A 22,164-nucleotide genomic window follows, 5' to 3' on the forward strand; every position below is an offset into this window, starting at 1 on the left:
CGACTAATGACAATACTCGTTGTACAGACACCGACTATTTTCAAGGGTCATGATCCGTTGATCGACTTCGTTGACTGTATAAACCATAAAAGCGCCAACATTATACACGTCTAAGCGCGGAACGGAACGGAACAGCTAGAAGGAAAGTCCTGATAAATATAAGCCCTATTCAACTCAAAATAAGCAAGCCTAATATAAACGGCAAAAGGGGTCACAGGGCACCCTTTCAAGATATGTTGCTTGATGGCCAAAGGTTTAGTTATAGGCATTAGCGACGTAAACCCAAGTGCTTGAGCAGCGCCAAATAACGGTCAGCATTTTTACGTTTCAGGTAGTCCAGAAGCTTACGTCGACGTGATACCATGCGCAACAAACCGCGACGACTGTGGTGATCACCTTTATGCTCGGCAAAGTGCCCTTGCAGATGATTTATTGAAGCAGTCAATAGTGCAACCTGAACTTCTGGAGATCCGGTGTCATTTTCGCCTTGGGCGTGTTCAGCAATAATTACCGCTTTAATTTTTGCATTCAGAGACATAGTCTTTTCCTAAATGGGATGGTTTGATGTATGCCTGCCAATCTCTGATTCAGCCAACACCTAATAGGGTCAAATCATACAATAATTACCTGAATAACGCAATTAATATTGCGTATAACTACATATCTATCCAAAGTAATCAGTGTATAAATATTACTATTGACGAAGATTAACCAAACGGCATGGCTCAACCATGCCATCGGTGTTGATTACACCTACACCGATGAAAGTGCGCTCTCCACCAACCGTCATACGAACTAAGCCTTCATAAGGTATGTTTGGTGCATGGACTGCTTGGCCATGACGCACAGAGCACGCTACCAAATCTGATAAATTAACCTCAACTAAGTCTCGTACCGCAGAATCGAGTGGAAGTAGCAATGGATCAAGTAATTCATGTGACCGAATATTTGCCTCACGAGCTTCCACTAGTAGAGATTCCAATTGCTCTAACGTTACCATATCCTCAGAGGAATAATTTGAAACACCAATACGGCGAAGAGCAATTACATGCGCGCCACAACCTAGTATTTCACCGAGATCATCAACGATAGTGCGAATATAAGTCCCTCTAGAACTATGTACTTCCATCTCCACTTCACCAGCGTCAAACCGCAACAACGTAATTTCATATACAGAGATTTTACGCGCTACACGCGGTACTTCAATGCCTTCACGCATATATTCGTAAAGTGGACGTCCTTGATACTTAAGAGCAGAAAACATGGAGGGCAACTGCATTGTATCACCTAGGAATGTCGAGATAGAAGCTTCAAGCTGTTCTAGATTAACATGTACGTCACGCGTTTTTACTACTTCACCGTCAGAATCTGATGTGTTAGTACGTTCACCCAACTTTGCTACAACACGATAGCGCTTGTCAGAATATAACAAGAATTGAGAGAACTTAGTCGCTTCGCCAAAGCAAATTGGGAGCATTCCAGTTGCTAAAGGATCCAATGCACCTGTATGCCCCGCTTTTTTTGCAAAAAAAATGCGTTTTACCTTTTGTAAGGCAGCGTTAGAGGTAATTCCAGTAGGTTTATCTAGCAGGATAATTCCATCAACAGAACGACTGTAATGACGAGTTCGACGACCCATTACTCTTCTTTCCCATTAACTTTGGGATCTCGATCTTTATCTGATTTTACAGCACTAGATACTAGATTAGAAATACGCATTCCTTCGGTCAGTGAAGGGTCATAAACAAAAATTATTTTAGGTGTAAGTCGTAATCTGATTACTCTACCAAGTAAAATGCGAACATACCAAGCCTGTTCATTTAACGCTTCTAATCTATCTTTTACCGTCTGATCACCAATGGTCAAAAATGTAACGTAAACTCTTGCATGTGCAAGATCACATGATATTTCAACGTCTGATACCGTTACCATACCAATACGTGGGTCTTTGATTTCACGCTGAAGGATCAGTGCAATTTCTTTTCGCACTTGCTGCGAAACGCGTTTAGTACGACTAAATTCTTTGACCATCAATCTATTTCCCATGAAGAACGGGGGCAAGAACTAAGCACTTCCCCCCATGGTATTTATAAACACTTTATTACAGGTAGGTATTAATCGATAGTACGTTTAATTTCAATAAGTTCAAATACCTCTATTTGATCGTCAATGCGAACATCATTGTAGTTTTTCACACCAATACCACATTCGTAGCCTTTGCTAATTTCGTTAACGTCATCTTTAAATCGACGCAGAGATTCAAGCTCACCTTCATAGATAACAATATTATCACGCAAGACACGGATTGGGTTGTTACGCATGATAGTACCTTCAGTAACGATACAACCGGCAATCGAACCAATCTTAGGAGACTTGAAAACATCACGTACTTCAGCCAAGCCCATAATTATCTGTTTGAACTCAGGAGCAAGCAAACCACTCATAGCTTTTTTTACTTCGTCAATCAGAGCATAGATAACTGAGTAGTAACGCAGATCTAAACTTTCTGCATCAATCATTTTACGCGCTGATGCTTCTGCACGAACGTTAAAACCAACCAGAATAGCATTTGACGCGGCGGCAAGAACCGCATCAGTTTCGGTGATAGCACCAACACCTGAACCGATAATTTTCACTTGTACTTCATTAGTAGACAATTTAACCAGTGAGTCTGAAATTGCTTCCACTGAACCTTGCACGTCTGCTTTCAGAACGATGTTCAGATCAGACACTTCTCCTTCGGTCAAATTAGCGAACATATTTTCAAGTTTTGCTTTCTGCTGGCGAGCAAGCTTCACGTCGCGGAACTTACCTTGGCGATACAGTGCAACTTCTCTGGCTTTACGCTCATCTTGAACAACTGTCGCTTCGTCACCCGCTAATGGTACGCCAGATAGACCTAGGATTTCAACAGGAATTGAAGGGCCAGCAAACTCAATGTCTTTACCATTTTCGTCACGCATTGCACGTACGCGACCATATTCCTGACCACATAATACGATGTCACCTCTCTTCAGTGTTCCTTCTTGAACGAGAACAGTAGCAACCGGACCACGACCTTTGTCAAGGCGAGATTCGATAACAACTCCGTGTGCCATGCCAATACGAATCGCTTCAAGTTCAATAACCTCGGATTGAAGAAGAATAGCTTCTAGCAAACTTTCGATGTTAGTACCTAGTTTTGCAGATACGTGAACAAATATATTTTCACCGCCCCACTCTTCTGGAATTACATTGTGTTGAGCAAGTTCATTTTTAACTTGATCTGGATTTGCTGTTTCTTTATCGATTTTATTTACAGCAACGATCAGTGGCACCTCTGCCGCCTTTGCATGTTGAATAGCTTCGATAGTTTGTGGCATAACTCCATCGTCCGCAGCAACAACCAAAACGACGACATCGGTCGCTTTCGCGCCCCGCGCACGCATTGACGTAAATGCTGCATGACCTGGTGTATCTAGAAACGTGATCATACCATTGTCAGTTTCAACGTGGTACGCACCAATATGTTGAGTAATACCACCCGCTTCGCCAGACGCAACGTGCGCCTTACGAATATAGTCAAGTAGTGATGTTTTACCATGGTCAACGTGACCCATTATAGTAACAACTGGTGCACGTGGTTCACGTACAGCATTAGCGTTACGATTAGCCAGTACTGATTCTTCTAGATTGTTCTCCTTATGAAGGATAACATTATGACCCATTTCCTCAGCAACTAGCACAGCCATTTCTTGATCGAGGATCCTATTGATAGTTACTATTTCGCCCATTTTCATCATGGCTTTGATAACTTCGGTCGTTTTAACTGACATTTTATTTGCCAATTCAGAAACGGTGATGGTCTCACCGATTTCTACATCACGGATAATCTTCTGAGCAGGTTTCTGGAAGCCATGCTGCATAGATACCGGCTTAGTCAGACGTCCTTTCCCACGAATTTTATTACCTCCATGATTACGATTGGATACGTTTTCTTGTTGTGTATTTTTATTTTTACGGCGACGAGGGACAGCTTCTTGACGACGATCTGCTTCATCTTCAGCTGCACGTGCGTGCATCGATGTGGTGGTGTGATGATCTGATTTTTCCATCACAATCGTAACTGAATCTTGCTGATTCCACCGTTCTTCATTCAATTTTGCCATATTGCGCGCCACTGCTAGCAGGCGTTGACTATCTTCTTCAGCTCTACGCTTAGCTTGATCTCCATGACGACGCTTGAGTTCATCAGCTTTATCTTTTATTTGCAGCACAACAAGCTCGCGATCGGCTTTTTCTTTTGCCTCACGTTTTGCTTTCTCTGCGATTTCACGCCTTACCACTTCTGCAACCTCACGACGGGCTTTATCCTCAGCCTCTCTCATTGTCGCTTCCTGCGTCACTCGCTGTTCTTCTAGTTCGCTACGCTTCACATAAGTGCGCTTTTTACGTACTTCCACTTGAACATCCTTACTCTTTCCGCCAGAACCTGAAACTTTCAGTGTGCTGCGTTTTTTACGCTGTAACGTCAGTCGAGTGGGAATATTTCCATTATCACCATGCTCACGTTTAAGGTGAGACAGCAAGGTTTGTTTCTCATCTTGGCTTACATTATCGTCTACCGATTTTTGAATGCCTGCATCCTGTAATTGTTTCAACAAGCGTTCTACCGGTGTTTCAATTTCGCTCGCCAGTGCTTTAACTGTAACCTCTGACATTCTGGTCCTCCTTATGCCACGTTTAGGCTTCGTCGCTGAACCAACAAATATTGCGTGCGACCATGATTAGCACACCCGCTTTAACTTCATCCATTCCTTCGATATCCAGAAGATCATCAGTACTCTGTTCAGCTAAGTCTTCCAATGTAAAAATGCCCTTCGCTGCAAGGCGAAACGCCATATCACGCTCTAAACCCTCCAAACCCAATAGGTCTTCATCAGGCTCAGCACCGTCAATGATTTCTTCTTTCGCTAACGCAATAGTGGTCAACGATGCCTTTGCACGTCCTCGTAATTCTTCAACTGTGTCTTCGTCCAAACCATCAATTGCTAGGAATTCAGCCGCAGGTACGTAGGCTACTTCTTCAAGGGTGGTAAAACCTTCTTCAACCAACAGAGCAGCAAAGTCTTCGTCAATATCCAAATACTTGCTAAATAATTCTACCGACTTACTCGCTTCTTCTTGATGCTTTTTTTTCAGATCATCCACCGTCATTACGTTCAGTGTCCAACCACTCAACTGAGAAGCAAGACGAACATTTTGACCATTTCGCCCAATTGCTTGAGCTAAATTATCGGCTTCAACTGCAATATCCATGGTGTGGGTATCTTCATCAACGATGATTGAAGCAACTTCAGCGGGTGACATTGCGTTAATAACAAATTGTGCAGGATTATCGTCCCACAGCACAATATCAATACGTTCCCCGCCCAATTCACTGGAGACAGCTTGAACACGAGCGCCACGCATACCTACACACGCACCAATAGGGTCAATACGCTTATCATTAGTTTTCACAGCAATTTTTGCACGAGAACCAGGATCGCGGGACGCACCCATGATTTCAATCGTTTCTTCACCAATTTCTGGCACTTCGATACGAAAAAGCTCAATCAGCATTTTCGCCTTAGATCGAGTAATGAACAATTGGAAACCACGCGCTTCTGGACGCACAGCATACAGCAAACCACGCACGCGGTCGCCTAGACGTAAGTTCTCACGTGGTAATTGGTCATCACGTTGGATTACCGCTTCTGCGTTGCTACCCAGATCAACGATAACCATATCACGGTTAACCTTTTTAACTACACCCGTAACCAGTTCACCTTCATTGTCCATGAATTGTTCTACGATTTGCGCCCGTTCGGCTTCACGAACTTTCTGCACGATCACTTGTTTCGCAGTTTGCATCGTAATTCGATCGAACGTAACTGATTCCATATCATCTTCGACATAGTCACCAACTTGTATCGATTCGTCTTCATATCGCGCGGCATCGAGGGTAATTTCACGTGTTGGTTGTGTCACTTCAAGAACGACTTCCCAACGACGGTATGTGGATACTTCACTAGTTTTACGATCGATAACAACACGAACCTCAATATCAATGTCATATTTTTTCTTTGTGGCCGTCGCTAGCGCTATCTCTAATGCTTCAAAAATGCGATCACGTGGAATGGCTTTTTCGTTAGACACAGCCTCGACAACAGCCGAGATTTCTTTGTTCATAAACTAATGCCTCATTTAAACTTAAAATGAAGGAATTAGGTTAGCCTTGGCTATATCGCTCAGGGCAAACACTTCTTCGCTTCCATCCACATTGATGGTGACGGTCTCTCCGTCAATAGAAAGAATTTTTCCTTTCCATTTTCGCCGATTTTGTATAGCGATCTTCAGCACAATATTAACATTGTGACCGATAAATTTCTGATAATGTAAAGCGTTAAATAGCGGCCTATTAAATCCCGGTGAAGAGATCTCAAGATTGTAAGCTACTGCGACGGGATCTTCTACGTCCATCACTGCACTAACCTGCAGACTAACCTCCGCACAATTTTCTACGGTGATACCGTTTTCATGGTCGATAAAAACCCGTAGGGTTGAATACCGTCCTGCACGTACAAATTCAAGCCCAATCAGCTCATAACTTAATGCCTCAATTGGAACTTCCAGCATCGCTAGAAGTCTCTTTTCTAGTCCTGTCATACAAACCCCAGAAATAAAAAAAGGGCTTAAAAGCCCTGTTATCTGTCCGAGTGGTCATCTTCAGATAACATAAAATCCCGAATATTGGGGTTCTATGTAGCTAGACCCTGGTGCCATGATTTCTCATGAACAGCGACTGTTTTAATTTCACTAAACAATCACTAATAAAATAGTTACATTGCTGGCTTTCGGATGATGACCTTTTGATTACGAACCCAGAGAGCCCAGAGCACTTCCTCCCAGTTTTCCAGTATCCTATCAGCAAATATTATATCGTTACCTAGTGTCCATTTACAAGTTCTACGAACTTTTTGTCAAAATTTTGAACTGGTGCCGAGAGCGGGGCTTGAACCCGCATGCCTATAATAGGCACTACCCCCTCAAGATAGCGTGTCTGCCAATTCCACCACCTCGGCAAGCCTTGTTTTTTGTTTAGTGAGGAATATCACTGTCATTTACAGTAGACATATCACTTTTTTGAGTTACTTGTTCTCTCTCAGGTATACTCAGGTCTTCATAGTCACTACCCACTTCAGAATTCTGAGTAGCCATGTTGCCTAGAACTAAACTAAGAATAAAAAATAGAGCCACTAAAATTGCTGTCATCCTAGTCAGGAAATTTCCAGAACCACTAGAGCCAAATACAGTATTTGATGCCCCAGCACCAAAAGAGGCTCCCATATCTGCGCCTTTTCCTTGTTGAAGCATAACCAGACCAACAACACCAAGTGATACGAACAGATAAATCACAAGTACAATTTCATACATGGTTTCCACCTAATATCCAAAGTCAATATTTTTCAGGCTTAATACGTTTATCGGTACCCCAATACAACGCCCACCCTCGAGCCGAAGGCATACTAACTAATGCCAGCAGGTGAAACAAGCTAAAAATAAACAAACAGCACGTTTCATTCTATCGTCACAATTTATAACCAGACCTACCCGCAACTCTACCGCTCCCCTATTTAGCTCAGAAACTTGCTTTTACTGCACCCACAATTTCAAATGCGTAGCCTTGTACTTCCTCCTCATTTTCACCTTCAACCATAACTCGAATAAAAGGTTCAGTACCAGATTTACGTAATAGTACCCGCCCATTTTCGCCAAGTTTGGCTTCAACCGCTGCAGTCGCTATCATCACTGCATCCGATGAAATTGGATCACCACTCCCACTATAGCGTATATTTTCAAGTACTTGTGGAAACATTGACATGCCATCGCAGAGATCTTTCAAACTCATACCCGTGCCAACAACACTTGCCAACACTTGAAGTGCCGCGACAATCCCATCACCCGTCGTCACCTTATCAAGTAAAATAACGTGGCCTGAGTTTTCCGCACCAATTCTCCAACCATTTTCGATTAACTTTTGCATCACATAACGATCGCCAACTTTTACGCGGGTAAATGGAATACCAAGCTTCCTTAGAGCAACTTCCATCCCCATATTTGTCATTATCGTGCCGACAATACCACCCTTTAAATCACCACGACGCATAGACTCACGAGCAATTATATAGGTGATCTGATCACCATCAACTTTATTGCCTTCATGGTCAACCATAATGACACGATCACCATCACCATCAAAGGCAATACCAAGAACAGCTTCCTCCTCAACTACAAGTTTTTGGAGTGCTCTGATATCGGTTGTCCCAACTTTATCATTAATATTAATACCATTAGGTTCAACGCCCATTGCCACGATATCTGCTCCAAGTTCGGAGAAGACGGATGGTGCGATGTGATAGGTCGCACCGTTAGCACAATCAATGACAATTTTTAGTCCCTTAAGATTCATTTCTGACGGGAAAGTACCTTTACAAAACTCAATGTACCGACCAGCTGCATCCACAATACGTTTTGCTTTACCCAACTCGGCCGACTCTACACAGGTCAACGGTTTTTCAAGTTCAGCTTCGATCGCTAATTCAATATGGTCAGGCAGTTTTGTGCCTTCCGCCGAGAAGAATTTAATACCATTGTCATAGTAAGGATTATGGGAAGCAGATATAACAATACCAGCTTCCGCACGAAAAGTTAGAGTTAGATAAGCAATTGCTGGTGTTGGCATCGGCCCCGTAAACGCGGCCTGTAAACCTGCGGCGGACAAACCTGCTTCTAATGCGGATTCCAACATATAACCAGAAATACGGGTATCTTTTCCGATCAGAACCTTTTTCGTTCCCTGTTGACTGAGTACTCGACCCGCTGCCCAACCAAGTTTGAGGATGAAATCAGGTGTAATCGGAAATTGACCGACTTTTCCACGAACACCGTCCGTGCCAAAATATTTACGTTCAGTCACTGTATATCTCCAAGTAGATCTGCTGAGTCACGTACCATACTCACTATACGCACTACATCTGAAGTTTCTTTTATGTCGTGAACACGAATAAGTTGAGCTCCCTTCAAAGCTGCAATGGTTGCGCATGCCAAACTTCCACCTAATACTTCGCTCGTAGATTTCTCCAAAAATCCACAAATCATAGATTTACGGGACATACCTGCTAATATTGGCAAACCATGCCGATGAAAATCCTCTAGTTTCGAGAGTAATTGATAATTGTGGGTTAAAGTTTTGCCAAATCCAAATCCAGGATCCAAGATCAGCTGTTTTTTATTGATACCTGCCTGTTTGCAGGCCTCTATTCTTTTTTCAAAAAAACAATGAATATCCGAGAATAACTCATTGTAATGCGGATAAATTTGCATCGAGCGTGGCTGTCCTTGCATATGCATGAGACAGACTGACACTCCCGCCGCCGCTGCAACATCAAGCGCTTTCGGCTCTTGAAGAGCACGGACATCATTAATCAGATTAACACCTGCATTAACGGCTTCTGTCATGACATCAGCCTTGCTGGTGTCAATAGAAATCCAGCAATCAAAACGTGTCCGAATAGCTTCTATTATGGGAATAACACGCGAGAGTTCCTCTTCAACAGAAATCTCTTCGGCTCCAGGCCGTGTTGATTCCCCACCAATATCCAATATTGAGGCGCCCTCAAACAGCATCTGATCCGCATGATATAGGGCGGTATCTCGAGTATAAAATTGACCTCCATCAGAGAATGAATCAGGAGTAACATTTAATATACCCATCACTTTCGGTGAAGAAAGGTCGAGTACGTATTCTTTACTGGTCAGTATCATAAATGAACATTGATTGAGCCTGCAATTTATAAGATAAACAAGAAATACCCCGAACTAGCTCGAGGTATATTCATCATAAAATTAAGTTTACACTTCAGATGTATCATCTGAGTTGACAGTCTCAGAATTTTGATCATCGGTTGATAAAGGTGTATCCGCTTTAACTTCATCATCCGTATTTTCTTGTGTATTATTAAAACAGTCATCATCTACATTCCAGCCTGCTGGTTCACGCACAGGACGTCTTGACATAAGATCATCGATCTGTGCGGCATCAATTGTTTCATATTTCATCAGTGCATCTTTCATCGCATGCATGATGTCCATATTTTCTTCGATTAGCTTACGCGCACGTAAATAATTACGGTCAATAAGCACACGGATTTCACTGTCAATAAGACGTGCTGTTTCATCAGAAACATGCTTTGTTTTCATGACAGAGCGACCTAAGAAAACTTCCCCTTCATCGTCTGCATATAGGAGTGGACCTAATTTTGAAGAAAAACCCCATTGAGTGACCATCTTACGAGCAATATCAGTCGCACGTTCAATATCGTTCGATGCACCCGTCGATACGTTATCGAAACCATAAATAATTTCTTCAGCTAAACGTCCGCCATACAAACTCGAAATCATTGATTCTAGATGTAGACGAGACATACTTACACGATCTTGTTCTGGTAAATACATGGTCACGCCCAATGCGCGCCCACGAGGAATTATTGACATTTTATAAACCGGATCGTGTTCAGGAACGAGTCGACCAACAAGAGCATGTCCAGCTTCGTGATACGCAGTGGATTCTTTAATTTCTTCGGACATCACCATAGATTTTCGCTCAGCACCCATCATGATTTTGTCCTTTGCTAATTCAAATTCAGCCATGGCGACAACACGTTTGTTACTACGAGCAGCAAACAGTGCAGCTTCGTTGACCAAATTTGCCAAATCAGCACCCGAAAATCCTGGTGTACCTCTTGCAATCAGAGAAGCTTCAACATCCTCTCCTAAAGGCACTTTTCTCATGTGCACTTTCAGAATTTGTTCACGACCACGTACATCTGGCAAACCAACAACAACTTGGCGGTCAAAACGACCGGGTCTCAATAGCGCTGGATCAAGAACATCTGGACGGTTAGTAGCTGCGATTACAATAACACCTTCATTACCTTCAAAACCATCCATTTCAACCAGCATTTGGTTCAATGTTTGTTCGCGCTCGTCGTGACCACCACCTAAGCCAGCACCCCGTTGACGACCTACAGCATCGATTTCATCTATAAAAATAATACAAGGTGATGCTTTCTTCGCTTGTTCGAACATATCACGTACACGGGATGCACCCACACCTACAAACATTTCCACAAAATCAGAACCAGAAATGGTAAAAAACGGAACTTTTGCTTCACCTGCAATCGCTTTTGCCAGTAACGTTTTACCTGTACCTGGAGGACCAACTAACAGTACACCTGTTGGAATTTTACCACCTAGTTTCTGGAAGCGGCTAGGGTCTTTCAGATAATCGACAAGTTCTTTCACCTCTTCTTTTGCTTCGTCACAACCAGCAACATCTCCAAAGGTTGTCTTGATTTGCTCTTCACTCATCATTCGCGCTTTAGATTTACCAAAGGACATTGCACCTTTACCACCACCACCTTGCATCTGACGCATGAAAAAAATCCATACTCCAATAAGGAGTAACATTGGGAACCAAGATATAAAAATAGTCGTAAAAATGTTCGTCTCTTTTGGAGGTGTACCACGGACATGTACTTTATGGTTGAGCAGATCATCCAGTAATTTCGGATCTTGAAGGACAGGCATGTGAGTGACATACTGTTTTCCATCACTGCGTATTACTTTCAGTTTTTGATTGTCGAATTGTACTTGTTGTATTTTATCTTGCCCTATTTCTTGGACAAACGTAGTGTAATCGACTGGATGGCTAGCATTGTCACTTGTTCCAAAGCTTTGGAACACAGACATTAATACAACAGCGATAACCAGCCATAAAATCAGGTTTTTTGCCATATCACTCAAGGTGTTAGCCCCGCGAATACTATTATTAATAAAGGTAGCGTACTACAGTTTATAGCCTGTAGCCACTACGTAGACCTCACGGGAGCGTGCCCGGGAGGAAGCGGGTTTACAAATTTTTACTACTTTGAACATCTTACGTACATCAGCCAAAAAGGGATAGAAACCTTCCCCGTGAAAAACTTTCACAACAAACACACCATCTGGCACCAAAACCTGACGACACATTGCAAGCGCTAATTCAACTAAATACATTACTTTTGGTTGATCTGATACCAAATTGCCACTCATATTAGGTGCCATATCAGACATGACTGCATCGACCATATCTGGTTGAATACGATCCAGCAACGCGTTCATTACAGCTTCATCACGAAAATCTCCCTTCAAGAAACTAACGCCTAGCAAAGAATCCATCGGTAGAATATCACACGCAATAACTTTGCCATTCTCACCGATCTGTTTGGCAATGTATTGAGACCATCCACCAGGTGCTGCTCCCAAGTCAACCACCGTCATACCATGTTTAAGCAATTTTTCTTTACCTTGAATTTCCTGCAATTTAAAAATCGCACGTGAACGAAACCCTTTTTTTTGAGCATCTTGGACATATTTGTCATTAAAATGTTCTTTTAACCAGCGGCTTGAACTCGCTGAGTATTTTTTTTTACGCATGTGTTACCTAACCCTTTATTATAACAGTTAAGTGATGACAGTTAAGTAGCAACATTTTTTCCAGCGAGATATTTATCCTGTTTAAACTTTGAATAGAGAGGGTGTTAAAATGTCACGTATTCAACCCTGATAAAACAACAAATCAAGTCAACATTAATCTATCAGCATGCTAGATAAGCACCTTAAAGGTCTATACCCAATCTACTTAAACCTGACGTTCTAATCAGCATCCATAGTCTGACAGAAGTCAGTCTTACTGGGTATGAAAACACCTTGAATATCACGAATTGTTCAAGGAAAAAGTTGTGTCTGAAGACCCTTTAATTAAATGGACTGATTGTCGAAGCAATGGTTCATGAGTTATGGCATAGAAAAACAAGTTATTGGCAAAACTATGGTAGTTTACCGCTAGAAGAAAGCTGTCTTTCCACCTCCGTCTTACGTTATAGCACAGTACATACTCTTAACGTTGACATCCGTAATAACCGTTAACATCTTCATTTATGTTACGCATACTCTACACTGCTTACTTCGAACTCTCTCACACCACTAGGTGTCGAAATAGCAACATCATCCCCTTCCTTTTTCCCAATTAAGCCACGTGCTATCGGCGAGTTGACCGAGATCAGATTTTTTTTGATATTAGCCTCATCATCACCAACGATTCGATAGGTGACTTCGTCATCGGTATTACAATCAATCAAGGTAACGGTCGCACCGAAGACCACCTTACCACGATTTGGTATTTTGGAAATATCGATGATCTGTGCTACTGACAACTTATATTCGATATCTCGAATTTGGGCTTCGCAGAATCCCTGTTCTTCACGCGCAGCATGGTACTCTGCGTTTTCTTTAAGGTCGCCAAACTCACGCGCTTCAGCAATCGCTTTCGTAATGAGAGGGCGTCGCTTCATCAAGCGATCATGCTCTTCACGCAGTTCTTCCTCGCCACGAACGGTCATGGGTACTTTATCCATAAATCATAATACCTCTGTCTCAAAAATATTTAATTTTGGCAAAAAAAAGCCACATCTAAAACAGTAATGCGGACGAAGAAAACAAATATCTTTATTCTTAGTCTAAACAAGTTATTTGATTAGGTCACTAGGGGCTGTTAAAAAGCATGGTATTTGTAATGATCGACACTAATGCTACCATGTAGATTATCATACTGACGAGCACTACAACTTATTGGATACATGACCTAATTTCAAATGCCAAAACAAAAAATAAACCCTCTTGCCTTTCAATCAGTGAAGTCATGACGATTATTGTATCTTTTCATCAATCTTAGTTTCGTGATTTTAGGACGTATTACACTCAACTTGTATAAAGCACCTAACAGGTAACTTTCCTAATTTTATCAGCTATACACGGATGTTCAAGTTGATGCATTGCGCTTTCCTACATGTATACACTTTGTATCAGTTTAAACCTCTAAGTATAGTTGGTCAATCAAGACATTTTATTCTCCTGCATTCGGTCTTAAGTAATATCAGATAAATTGTGGTCATGTATGCAATAGATTTTTATTTGTGTGGAATACTATAATTTTAGAGGGTAATCACCATAACTAACCTCAGATCTGCATCAGCGTTTGCTTATCACGCCGAGTCATCTTGATGCTCGATTTGGGAGATGTTTTTTAATTGGTTAAAAACGTGTTAAATAATAAATTGTTTCCGGAACATTAGTCGGTTCCAAAGTTTCATCACTTTGGGTTTCATATTCTTTTTCACACCCGTTATCAGTCTCACTCTCTTGTCTGCAAGTTCCCGCTCCAATGAAACAGAAATATAACCTAGTCTCTGTATAAACACCCCCAAAGCTCCTCAGCCCTTTCTTACACAGGCTTTCTATCCTCCACGTTGACTGTCTCGTCACTTTGACTGCCTCGTCACTTTGACTGAGATAATGCCACCTTGGTCATTGATAATAAGGTGTAATTTAAAGCCGTAAAACCACCCTACCGTTCCTTTTCTTCGCTTTTCGGTACCTTTAAAAACCGGATGTCTGGGAATGCGTAGGTTGTGACAAACCTATAGCTTGGACGAATCAACGAAGGCCTTTCCTAACGGTAAATGGGGTAAGAGCAAAGCGGAACCAGAACACCTTTCATGAACTTGAGCGTTCTCATGTAGCTGACTAAGTCAGGAAATTCGTTGTGAGGTAGCGGCAAACAAAGTGGATGTAATAGATTTTGAAGTCTCGATACCCCGATTGATGGAAAGTTATCATTATCGTCATTACTTCGCTAACTGAGAGGCAAAAAGGATTGTTTCTTTGTTTGATACCGGAAGAAATTAGGTGTTTTCTCCATGCAAGGCAGAAAGTCTGGCAGACATCGACGCAAACAGCGTCTAAGTTATTCATGCCCAAGTCCTTACGCAGTCAATAGTTTTTTTTAATGATCAGATCTCGACTTGGGCATTTAGTTCATTTCTTATACGCAGCTCAGGTTGATTTAATCAACAATGCCCCTTTAAATCATAATCAATTTATTAAATACATGATTGTATAAAAGAGAGATAAACTTAAGAAAGGTCACGGATGAAAGCTTACCTTCGATAAAGCAAGGATCAATCATCGACTTAAAAAATGTTTAGGGTTAAGAAGTTTTCCGTTATTTTTAAAGAAATGGCATTAACAGATTGTTTGAAAATTGTCATTTTTCAGACTTAAACTCAGGTTTAATCCAGATACAAAAACACCTACCTTTATCTAGTAGATGTTTCTCTATATCATACTGATTTTTATCCTGTTACAGGAGAATTAAACTTTGCGAAACTACCCATTAATCATTTCATTGTTTTTCCCTCTTCGGACACTTGCTGTGCCAATAAGTATGCTAGAAGCCATGCTCCCTATAGGCAGTCAATTAACACTCTTAGTACAAGACGCTAATAGTATGCAAACACTCATAGAGTTAAACGATCATATTTTGCTGCCACCCGCCAGCACACAAAAGCTCGTGACTGCATTAGCTGCTGCACTCTATCTACCACAAAACTTCACCTTCGATACTCATGTTTATCGTAGAAGTAATGACATCATTTTCCAATTTAGCGGTGATCCCACCCTAAAACGGAAAGACCTCCAATCATTGATAAATGAAATGAAAATACAAGGTATTCGTCGTATTAACGGTGATGTGTGGTTAGATGGTTCGATCTTTACTGGTTACGAGCGTGCCGTTGGTTGGCCTTGGGATATTCTTGGAATTTGCTACAGCGCACCTTCTGCCGCAATTTCACTTGAGAGAAACTGCGTTCATAGCGCCGTTTACAGCGTAGAGAACAAACGCAACACTCGTGTACTCGTCTCAAACTTTCAACCTGTATCCATAAAAAGTGATGCCATCATGGTCACTAAAGAAGAAAAGAAATCCCTGCATTGTACTCTCGAACTTTACTACAGAAATAACAACAGCTATCGATTAAGCGGATGCCTATTACACAGAAATCAGCCATTTCCTTTGAAATTTGCCGTTCAAAATACAAAAAAATTCGTCAGTGACATATTGCTTTCTGAGTTCAAAAAAGCTGGTGTTCCTATAAAAGGAAAAATTCAAATTGGTGCCCCTTATGGGGGACGACATTTGATCTCTACTCATTCATCGGTAAAACGGGATGAGCTATTAAATACAATGCTCAAGCGTTCAGATAATCTCATCGCCGAAAATCTTCTTAAGACTATGGGACATCGTTATTATAATCAGTCAGGAACATTCACTAACGGTATCACAGCGATAAAAGCAATCTTAAAAGAGAAGAGTAACATCGATCTCTCACACGCTGTAATGGTAGATGGATCAGGATTGTCACGCAACAATCGCATGACTGCTAAGCAGTTAATGCTAGTAATGCAGTATCTCTATACCCACCTAGAACTTGGGATATTAGCAATGTTTCCGATCTCAGGCATTGATGGTACATTGAAATACCGTGACAGCGTCCGACATCCTCCGCTAAAACACAATCTCATCGCTAAAACGGGTTCTCTTTATGGTGACTATAACCTTGCTGGTATGCTCAAAACTGAGCAAGATAGGGATCTCTTAGTCATTCAACTCATCACTAATTACCATATTCCAGATACCGAAGATCTACCTACTAACGTAGCTCCTCCAATCACTCAATTTGAGCAAGGTCTCTATCAAGCACTCTTTAACTCAACACTCATCCCTCAATAAACCATTTATAATCTGTCACCTCTTCACATGTTTTACGCATCAAAGATTTGAATACGAACGATAAAAGTATTTTCCATAAAAGCTTTCTCTTGATCACATCTCAAAGATCAAAAAACTGCACCAGTTAACCTAAACTATGTATACGAAAGGAACTAGATGCTAAAGTCGCGATTTGATCGTTTAAAAAAATATCTACTTGCATAAGCACTTTGTCATGAATAACTTGGACGCTGTTTGCGTCAATGTCGACGACTTCTGCCAGATTTTCCTCCCTACATGGGAAAAATACCTAATTTCTTCCGGTATCAAACAAACAGAGAAACAAGCCTTCTCTCCTCTCCGTTAGTAAAGTGATGACGATAGTGATAGCTTTCTATCAATCGGGATATCAAGACTTCACAACCTATTACATCCACTTTGTTTGCTTTTTCCTCACTAACAAATTTCCTGAATTAACCTAATATCTATACAAGCAAGGGCTTATGCAGATATTAGGTTATGTTAATGCAGCTGTCGTTATATTGTTAAACTGGTTTTATACAGAGAAGTTCAACAGTGCATAATATGTTAAAGATTCAAGCTTAACAAGTAGCCTTGTTCAGCCAATATCACCTAACTGATCACATTAAAGATGTCTTCCAACTCACTGTTTTTATCTAAAAATAAGATTTCTCATGTAACATCAATGATACAAAAGTAGACGCAATGAAATCCCTCTATTTTCATCAAAGAATTAGTGTATGAGAGACAACCATAAGGTAGATAAGCAGGTTATCTAAGGTGGCTTCCCGACGACGCATCCATTGTTTATTTATTTATAATACATTATGCTTTGCGGTACTTTTCTGCCACAAGAGCATGTAGCTCTTGCAGAGAATTAACTTTCGATATATTGATCGCTGTATGTGCCATACAAGTCGCAAATGATGCATTTAGCGTGGTTGTATAGCTTACCTTTGCAGCCAATGCACCTCGACGTAGAATTTTAGAATCCTCAATCGCCTGACGACCTTCAGTAGTGTTCACTATATAGCTGTACTCACCATTTTTGATACGGTCAAGAATATGTGGACGACCTTCGTGAACCTTATTTACCAAACGTGGATTGATCCCAGCCTCGCCGAGGATAACAGCAGTACCGTGAGTAGCATCCAGCTCAAAACCAAGTTTTATAAGTTTTGCCGCGAGGTCAACAACACGTTGTTTATCATTATTACGAACTGACAAGAGTGCACGGCCACGAACTTGCTCATTATATTTTTTGCCACAGGCTAGATCAGCTTTAGCAAAAGCTTCTGAGAAAGAATAACCCACTCCCATAACCTCACCCGTTGAACGCATTTCTGGTCCCAACAGTGGATCTACACCTAGGAACTTATCAAATGGAAACACCACCTCTTTTACTGAGAAATACGGTGGAATAATCTCTTGAGTAAAATTTTGAGACTCAAGAGACTGACCAATCATCACACGGACGGCAATTTTTGCCAAAGGAGCACCCGTAGCTTTTGAAACAAAAGGAACAGTACGAGCCGCACGAGGATTTACTTCAATTAGGTACACTTCATTATCTTTCACAGCGAATTGCGTGTTCATAAGACCACGAACGCCTAGTTCAAAAGCCAGCTTTTCAACTTGATGACGCATGACATCTTGAATTTCTTGACTCAGTGTATATGCAGGTAATGAGCAAGCAGAATCACCGGAATGAACTCCTGCCTGTTCGATATGCTCCATGATGCCCCCAATGAGCACTCTTTCACCGTCACAAATTGCATCAATATCTACTTCTATCGCATCATCAAGGAAACGATCTAACAGTACTGGTGATTCATTTGACACACTTACCGCTTTTGCAAAGTAGCGACGCAAATCAATTTCATCGTATACAATTTCCATTGCACGTCCACCTAAAACGTAAGACGGCCTAACAACCAGTGGAAAACCAATGGCTTTTGATTTTTCTATTGCTTGATCTAGGGTCGTTACCGTCGCATTTTCAGGTTGTTTCAATCCAAGACGATCAACAGCTTTTTGGAACCGCTCACGATCTTCTGCACGATCAATTGCATCAGGGCTAGTACCAATAATTGGAACACCCTCAGCTTCAAGCAGACGTGCAAGTTTCAGCGGTGTCTGACCACCGTATTGGACAATCACACCTTTTGGTTTTTCTACACGTACAATTGAAAGTACATCTTCCAACGTAACAGGCTCGAAATACAAACGGTCTGAGGTGTCATAGTCAGTTGAAACCGTTTCGGGATTACAGTTAACCATAATTGTTTCGTAACCGTCTTCACGCAGAGCCAATGATGCATGCACACAGCAATAATCGAATTCAATACCCTGACCAATACGGTTTGGTCCACCGCCAAGTATCATGATCTTATCTTTGTCGGTCGGATGAGCTTCACACTCATCATCGTACGTACTATACATGTACGCAGTATCAGACATAAATTCTGCGGCACAGCTATCAACACGTTTGTAAACTGGAAAGACACCATACTGGTCACGTAATTCACGGATTTCACTTTCACTCACACCCAATAACTTGCTCAGTCTTGCATCTGAAAAACCTTTCCGCTTCAGTTTATACAATGTATCCTTGTTCAATCGTGTAAGCCCATTTGCTCTTACTTCGGCTTCTATCTCAATGAGATTCTCAATCTGAACCAAGAACCAACGGTCAATATTAGTAAGTTTGAATACACCGTCAACCGACATGCCTGCGCGGAATGCGTCTGCGATGTACCAAATACGTTCAGCACCTGCATCCTTAAGTTCATGACGAATTTTGATCAATGCATCAGGGATATCTAGATTAACCATCTCATCAAAACCAGTTGCGTTAACTTCCAAACCACGCAACGCTTTTTGCATAGATTCCTGCAGATTACGACCGATTGCCATCACCTCACCTACTGATTTCATCTGCGTGGTTAAACGGTCATTCGCACCTACAAATTTCTCGAAGTTAAAACGGGGAATTTTAGTGACAACGTAGTCGATTGTCGGTTCAAATGATGCTGGTATAGCACCCCCAGTGATATCGTTCATCAATTCATCAAGGGTGTACCCAATTGCCAATTTCGTAGCTACCTTTGCAATCGGGAAACCTGTTGCCTTAGACGCCAGTGCAGAAGAGCGTGAAACACGTGGGTTCATTTCGATAATAACCATACGGCCATCCTTCGGATTAATACCGAACTGAACGTTCGCTCCCCCCGTTTCTACACCAATCTCACGCAGTACAGCCAAGGAAGCATTACGCATAAGCTGGTATTCTTTATCTGTCAACGTTTGTGCGGGTGCAACTGTAATGGAATCACCTGTGTGGATACCCATAGCATCGAAATTCTCGATTGAACAAACTATTATACAGTTATCTTTTTTATCCCGAACTACTTCCATCTCGAATTCTTTCCAACCGATCAAGGATTCATCAATCAGCACTTCATTGGTCGGTGACAAATCCAACCCATTGCGACAAATTTCTTCAAACTCCTCGATGTTATACGCAATACCACCACCCGATCCACCCATTGTAAAAGACGGACGGATAATACAAGGGAAACTGACCATATCGAGAACCTTGTAGGCTTCTTCCATGGTTTTTGCAGTATCCGCTAGTGGACACGCAAGTCCAATTGATTTCATTGCCTGATCAAAGCATGAACGGTCTTCGGCTTTATTAATTGCATCTGCAGTTGCACCAATCATTTCCACCCCAAACTCTGACAAAACACCGTTCCTTTCAAGATCTAAGGCACAATTCAAAGCTGTTTGACCCCCCATGGTTGACAACAACGCATCGGGACGTTCTTTAGCAATGATATTGCGTACAACTTCCCATTGGATGGGTTCGATGTAAGTGGCATCAGCCATATCTGGATCAGTCATGATCGTAGCTGGATTAGAGTTCACCAAAATAACTCGGTATCCCTCTTCAGCTAGTGCTTTACACGCTTGTGCTCCTGAGTAATCAAACTCACACGCCTGTCCAATGACGATTGGACCTGCACCAAGAATAAGAATACTTTTTATGTCAGTACGTTTTGGCATTCTTTGCTACTCCGGATTACGCGGTGTGCTTTTTTATAAGTTCAATAAAGTGATCAAAAAACGGTGCTGCATCGTGTGGTCCTGGGTTTGCTTCGGGATGGCCTTGGAAGCTAAATGCTGGCTTATCCGTGATATGAATACCTTGCAATGAACCATCAAACAAAGATTTGTGTGTCACACGCAGGTTCTCAGGCAGTGTACTTTCATCAGCAGTAAAACCGTGGTTTTGGCTGGTGACCATAACGATATTTCGAACCAAATCTTTGACCGGATGGTTAGCACCATGGTGTCCACATTTCATTTTCATGGTTTTCGCACCGTTAGCAAGTGCTAAAATTTGGTGCCCCAAACAAATACCAAAAATTGGTAAGCCTTTTTGAAGAAAAATTTTGGTTGCTTCAATTGCATAGATACAAGCTGCTGGGTCACCAGGTCCGTTGGATAAGAAAATGCCATCTGGATTCATTTCCAACACACTATCGGCCGAGGTCTGGGCCGGAACAACAGTCAAACGACAGCCACGATCAACCAGCATACGCAAGATATTGCGCTTAGTACCAAAATCATACACTACCACATGGTATGGTAATTCGCTGTCATTTTTGGCTACAGTTAAACCTACTGCAAGTCTCCATGATTCATATTTCCATTCATAAATTTCAGCAGTGGTCACTTCTTTCGCTAAGTCCATTCCCCTCAGGCTAGGGAACTCTTTTGCTTTTGCCAACGCCAATGCTTCATTAATATTATTTCCCACCACGATACATCCGTTTTGCACGCCTTTATCACGAAGAAGACGCGTAAGTTTACGAGTATCGATATCTGCGATACCAACAACATTTTGAGACATTAGGTAATCTGACAGAGATTGTTGACTACGGAAATTAGAGGCGATTAGGGTGAGATCGCGAATTACTAAGCCTTTAGCGTGTATTTTAGTGGATTCTTCGTCTTCAGTATTAATACCGGTATTACCAATGTGGGGATAAGTCAGTGTAATTATCTGTTGGAAATAGGAAGGATCAGTGAGAATCTCTTGGTATCCCGTCATCGACGTATTAAAAACAACTTCACCAACGGCAACCCCATCAGCACCTATGGACACACCGTAGAAAACGGTTCCATCTTCGAGGACTAAGAGCGCGGACTTACTCAAAACAACCTCCAAATAAAAATGCAAAAAGGTAAATAAGTGCGCATCTAATCATTCCCGATTAGTTGACAATACAACTTCAAGCCAAAATTTGACAAATTGTGCGAATTCTAGAGATGGATACCTGATGTGTCAATAACCTTGATACAAATGAGTATTACTTTTTGGTAAACTGACAAGTTTTAACCCC

At 41.6% G+C, this 22,164-nt stretch carries 15 protein-coding genes, 1 tRNA gene and 2 pseudogenes; 2 read left to right on the forward strand and 16 right to left on the reverse strand.

Going from position 1 to position 22,164, the window contains the following annotated elements:
• Window positions 1–268: 268 nt before the first annotated feature.
• From rpsO to BTN49_RS21705, 14 genes and pseudogenes are all read right to left on the reverse strand, one after another.
• A complete protein-coding gene (rpsO, locus tag BTN49_RS02105) occupies window positions 269–538 on the reverse strand; it encodes a 30S ribosomal protein S15 (RefSeq protein WP_097355814.1) in 270 nt (89 codons plus the stop codon).
• 156 nt (window positions 539–694) lie between these two features.
• Window positions 695–1,639 carry a tRNA pseudouridine(55) synthase TruB gene (gene truB / locus BTN49_RS02110; protein WP_097355815.1) on the reverse strand — a complete coding sequence of 315 codons (945 nt, stop codon included), beginning with the start codon at window positions 1,637–1,639 and terminating at the stop codon, window positions 695–697.
• Window positions 1,639–2,031, reverse strand: coding sequence for a 30S ribosome-binding factor RbfA (gene rbfA / locus BTN49_RS02115; RefSeq protein ID WP_097355816.1), 393 nt, complete (start codon window positions 2,029–2,031; stop codon window positions 1,639–1,641). Before rbfA ends, truB begins: the two co-directional genes overlap by 1 nt.
• An 83-nt stretch (window positions 2,032–2,114) precedes the next feature.
• The gene (gene infB, locus BTN49_RS02120) at window positions 2,115–4,700 is read right to left on the reverse strand and encodes a translation initiation factor IF-2 (RefSeq protein WP_097355817.1); all 2,586 of its coding nucleotides are present in this window, start codon (window positions 4,698–4,700) and stop codon (window positions 2,115–2,117) included.
• A 22-nt stretch (window positions 4,701–4,722) separates the two neighbouring features.
• Window positions 4,723–6,210, reverse strand: coding sequence for a transcription termination factor NusA (nusA, locus tag BTN49_RS02125; RefSeq protein WP_097355818.1), 1,488 nt, complete (start codon window positions 6,208–6,210; stop codon window positions 4,723–4,725).
• Window positions 6,211–6,231: 21 nt separating this feature from the next.
• On the reverse strand, window positions 6,232–6,687 hold the full coding sequence (rimP, locus tag BTN49_RS02130) for a ribosome maturation factor RimP (protein WP_097355819.1): 456 nt from the start codon (window positions 6,685–6,687) through the stop codon (window positions 6,232–6,234).
• A 328-nt stretch (window positions 6,688–7,015) separates the two neighbouring features.
• Window positions 7,016–7,103: transfer RNA gene (locus BTN49_RS02135), tRNA-Leu, on the reverse strand.
• A gap of 16 nt (window positions 7,104–7,119) precedes the next feature.
• Window positions 7,120–7,455, reverse strand: coding sequence for a preprotein translocase subunit SecG (gene secG, locus BTN49_RS02140; protein ID WP_097355820.1), 336 nt, complete (start codon window positions 7,453–7,455; stop codon window positions 7,120–7,122).
• Between the two features lie 205 nt (window positions 7,456–7,660).
• On the reverse strand, window positions 7,661–8,998 hold the full coding sequence (glmM, locus tag BTN49_RS02145) for a phosphoglucosamine mutase (protein ID WP_097355821.1): 1,338 nt from the start codon (window positions 8,996–8,998) through the stop codon (window positions 7,661–7,663).
• Window positions 8,995–9,846, reverse strand: a complete 852-nt coding sequence (gene folP, locus BTN49_RS02150) for a dihydropteroate synthase (RefSeq protein ID WP_146679023.1) — start codon at window positions 9,844–9,846, stop codon at window positions 8,995–8,997. The genes glmM and folP overlap by 4 nt, the downstream gene beginning before the upstream one ends.
• 87 nt (window positions 9,847–9,933) lie before the next feature.
• The gene (gene ftsH, locus BTN49_RS02155; RefSeq protein ID WP_097355822.1) at window positions 9,934–11,877 is read right to left on the reverse strand and encodes an ATP-dependent zinc metalloprotease FtsH; all 1,944 of its coding nucleotides are present in this window, start codon (window positions 11,875–11,877) and stop codon (window positions 9,934–9,936) included.
• A gap of 51 nt (window positions 11,878–11,928) precedes the next feature.
• The gene (rlmE, locus tag BTN49_RS02160) at window positions 11,929–12,558 is read right to left on the reverse strand and encodes a 23S rRNA (uridine(2552)-2'-O)-methyltransferase RlmE (protein WP_097355823.1); all 630 of its coding nucleotides are present in this window, start codon (window positions 12,556–12,558) and stop codon (window positions 11,929–11,931) included.
• 506 nt (window positions 12,559–13,064) lie between these two features.
• Window positions 13,065–13,538 carry a transcription elongation factor GreA gene (gene greA, locus BTN49_RS02165; protein ID WP_190319183.1) on the reverse strand — a complete coding sequence of 158 codons (474 nt, stop codon included), beginning with the start codon at window positions 13,536–13,538 and terminating at the stop codon, window positions 13,065–13,067.
• A gap of 690 nt (window positions 13,539–14,228) precedes the next feature.
• Window positions 14,229–14,934: pseudogene (locus BTN49_RS21705) on the reverse strand (IS982 family transposase); the annotation flags it as partial.
• Window positions 14,935–15,367: 433 nt separating this feature from the next.
• Between BTN49_RS21705 and dacB the strand changes: the two are divergent.
• Both dacB and BTN49_RS21710 read left to right on the forward strand, forming a co-directional pair.
• Window positions 15,368–16,753, forward strand: a complete 1,386-nt coding sequence (gene dacB / locus BTN49_RS02180; RefSeq protein WP_223823708.1) for a serine-type D-Ala-D-Ala carboxypeptidase — start codon at window positions 15,368–15,370, stop codon at window positions 16,751–16,753.
• 214 nt (window positions 16,754–16,967) lie between these two features.
• Window positions 16,968–17,208 (forward strand): annotated as a pseudogene (locus BTN49_RS21710) (IS982 family transposase); the annotation flags it as partial.
• Between the two features lie 370 nt (window positions 17,209–17,578).
• On the opposite strand, the gene carB reads toward BTN49_RS21710, so the two are convergent.
• The gene (gene carB / locus BTN49_RS02185) at window positions 17,579–20,821 is read right to left on the reverse strand and encodes a carbamoyl-phosphate synthase large subunit (RefSeq protein ID WP_097355825.1); all 3,243 of its coding nucleotides are present in this window, start codon (window positions 20,819–20,821) and stop codon (window positions 17,579–17,581) included.
• A 16-nt stretch (window positions 20,822–20,837) separates the two neighbouring features.
• Window positions 20,838–21,977 (reverse strand): glutamine-hydrolyzing carbamoyl-phosphate synthase small subunit, encoded by a 1,140-nt coding sequence (carA, locus tag BTN49_RS02190; protein WP_097355826.1) that lies wholly within the window; start codon window positions 21,975–21,977, stop codon window positions 20,838–20,840.
• Between the last annotated feature and the right edge of the window lie 187 nt (window positions 21,978–22,164).

The organism is Candidatus Enterovibrio escicola (assembly GCF_002464935.1).
Lineage (GTDB): Bacteria > Pseudomonadota > Gammaproteobacteria > Enterobacterales > Vibrionaceae > Enterovibrio > Enterovibrio escicola.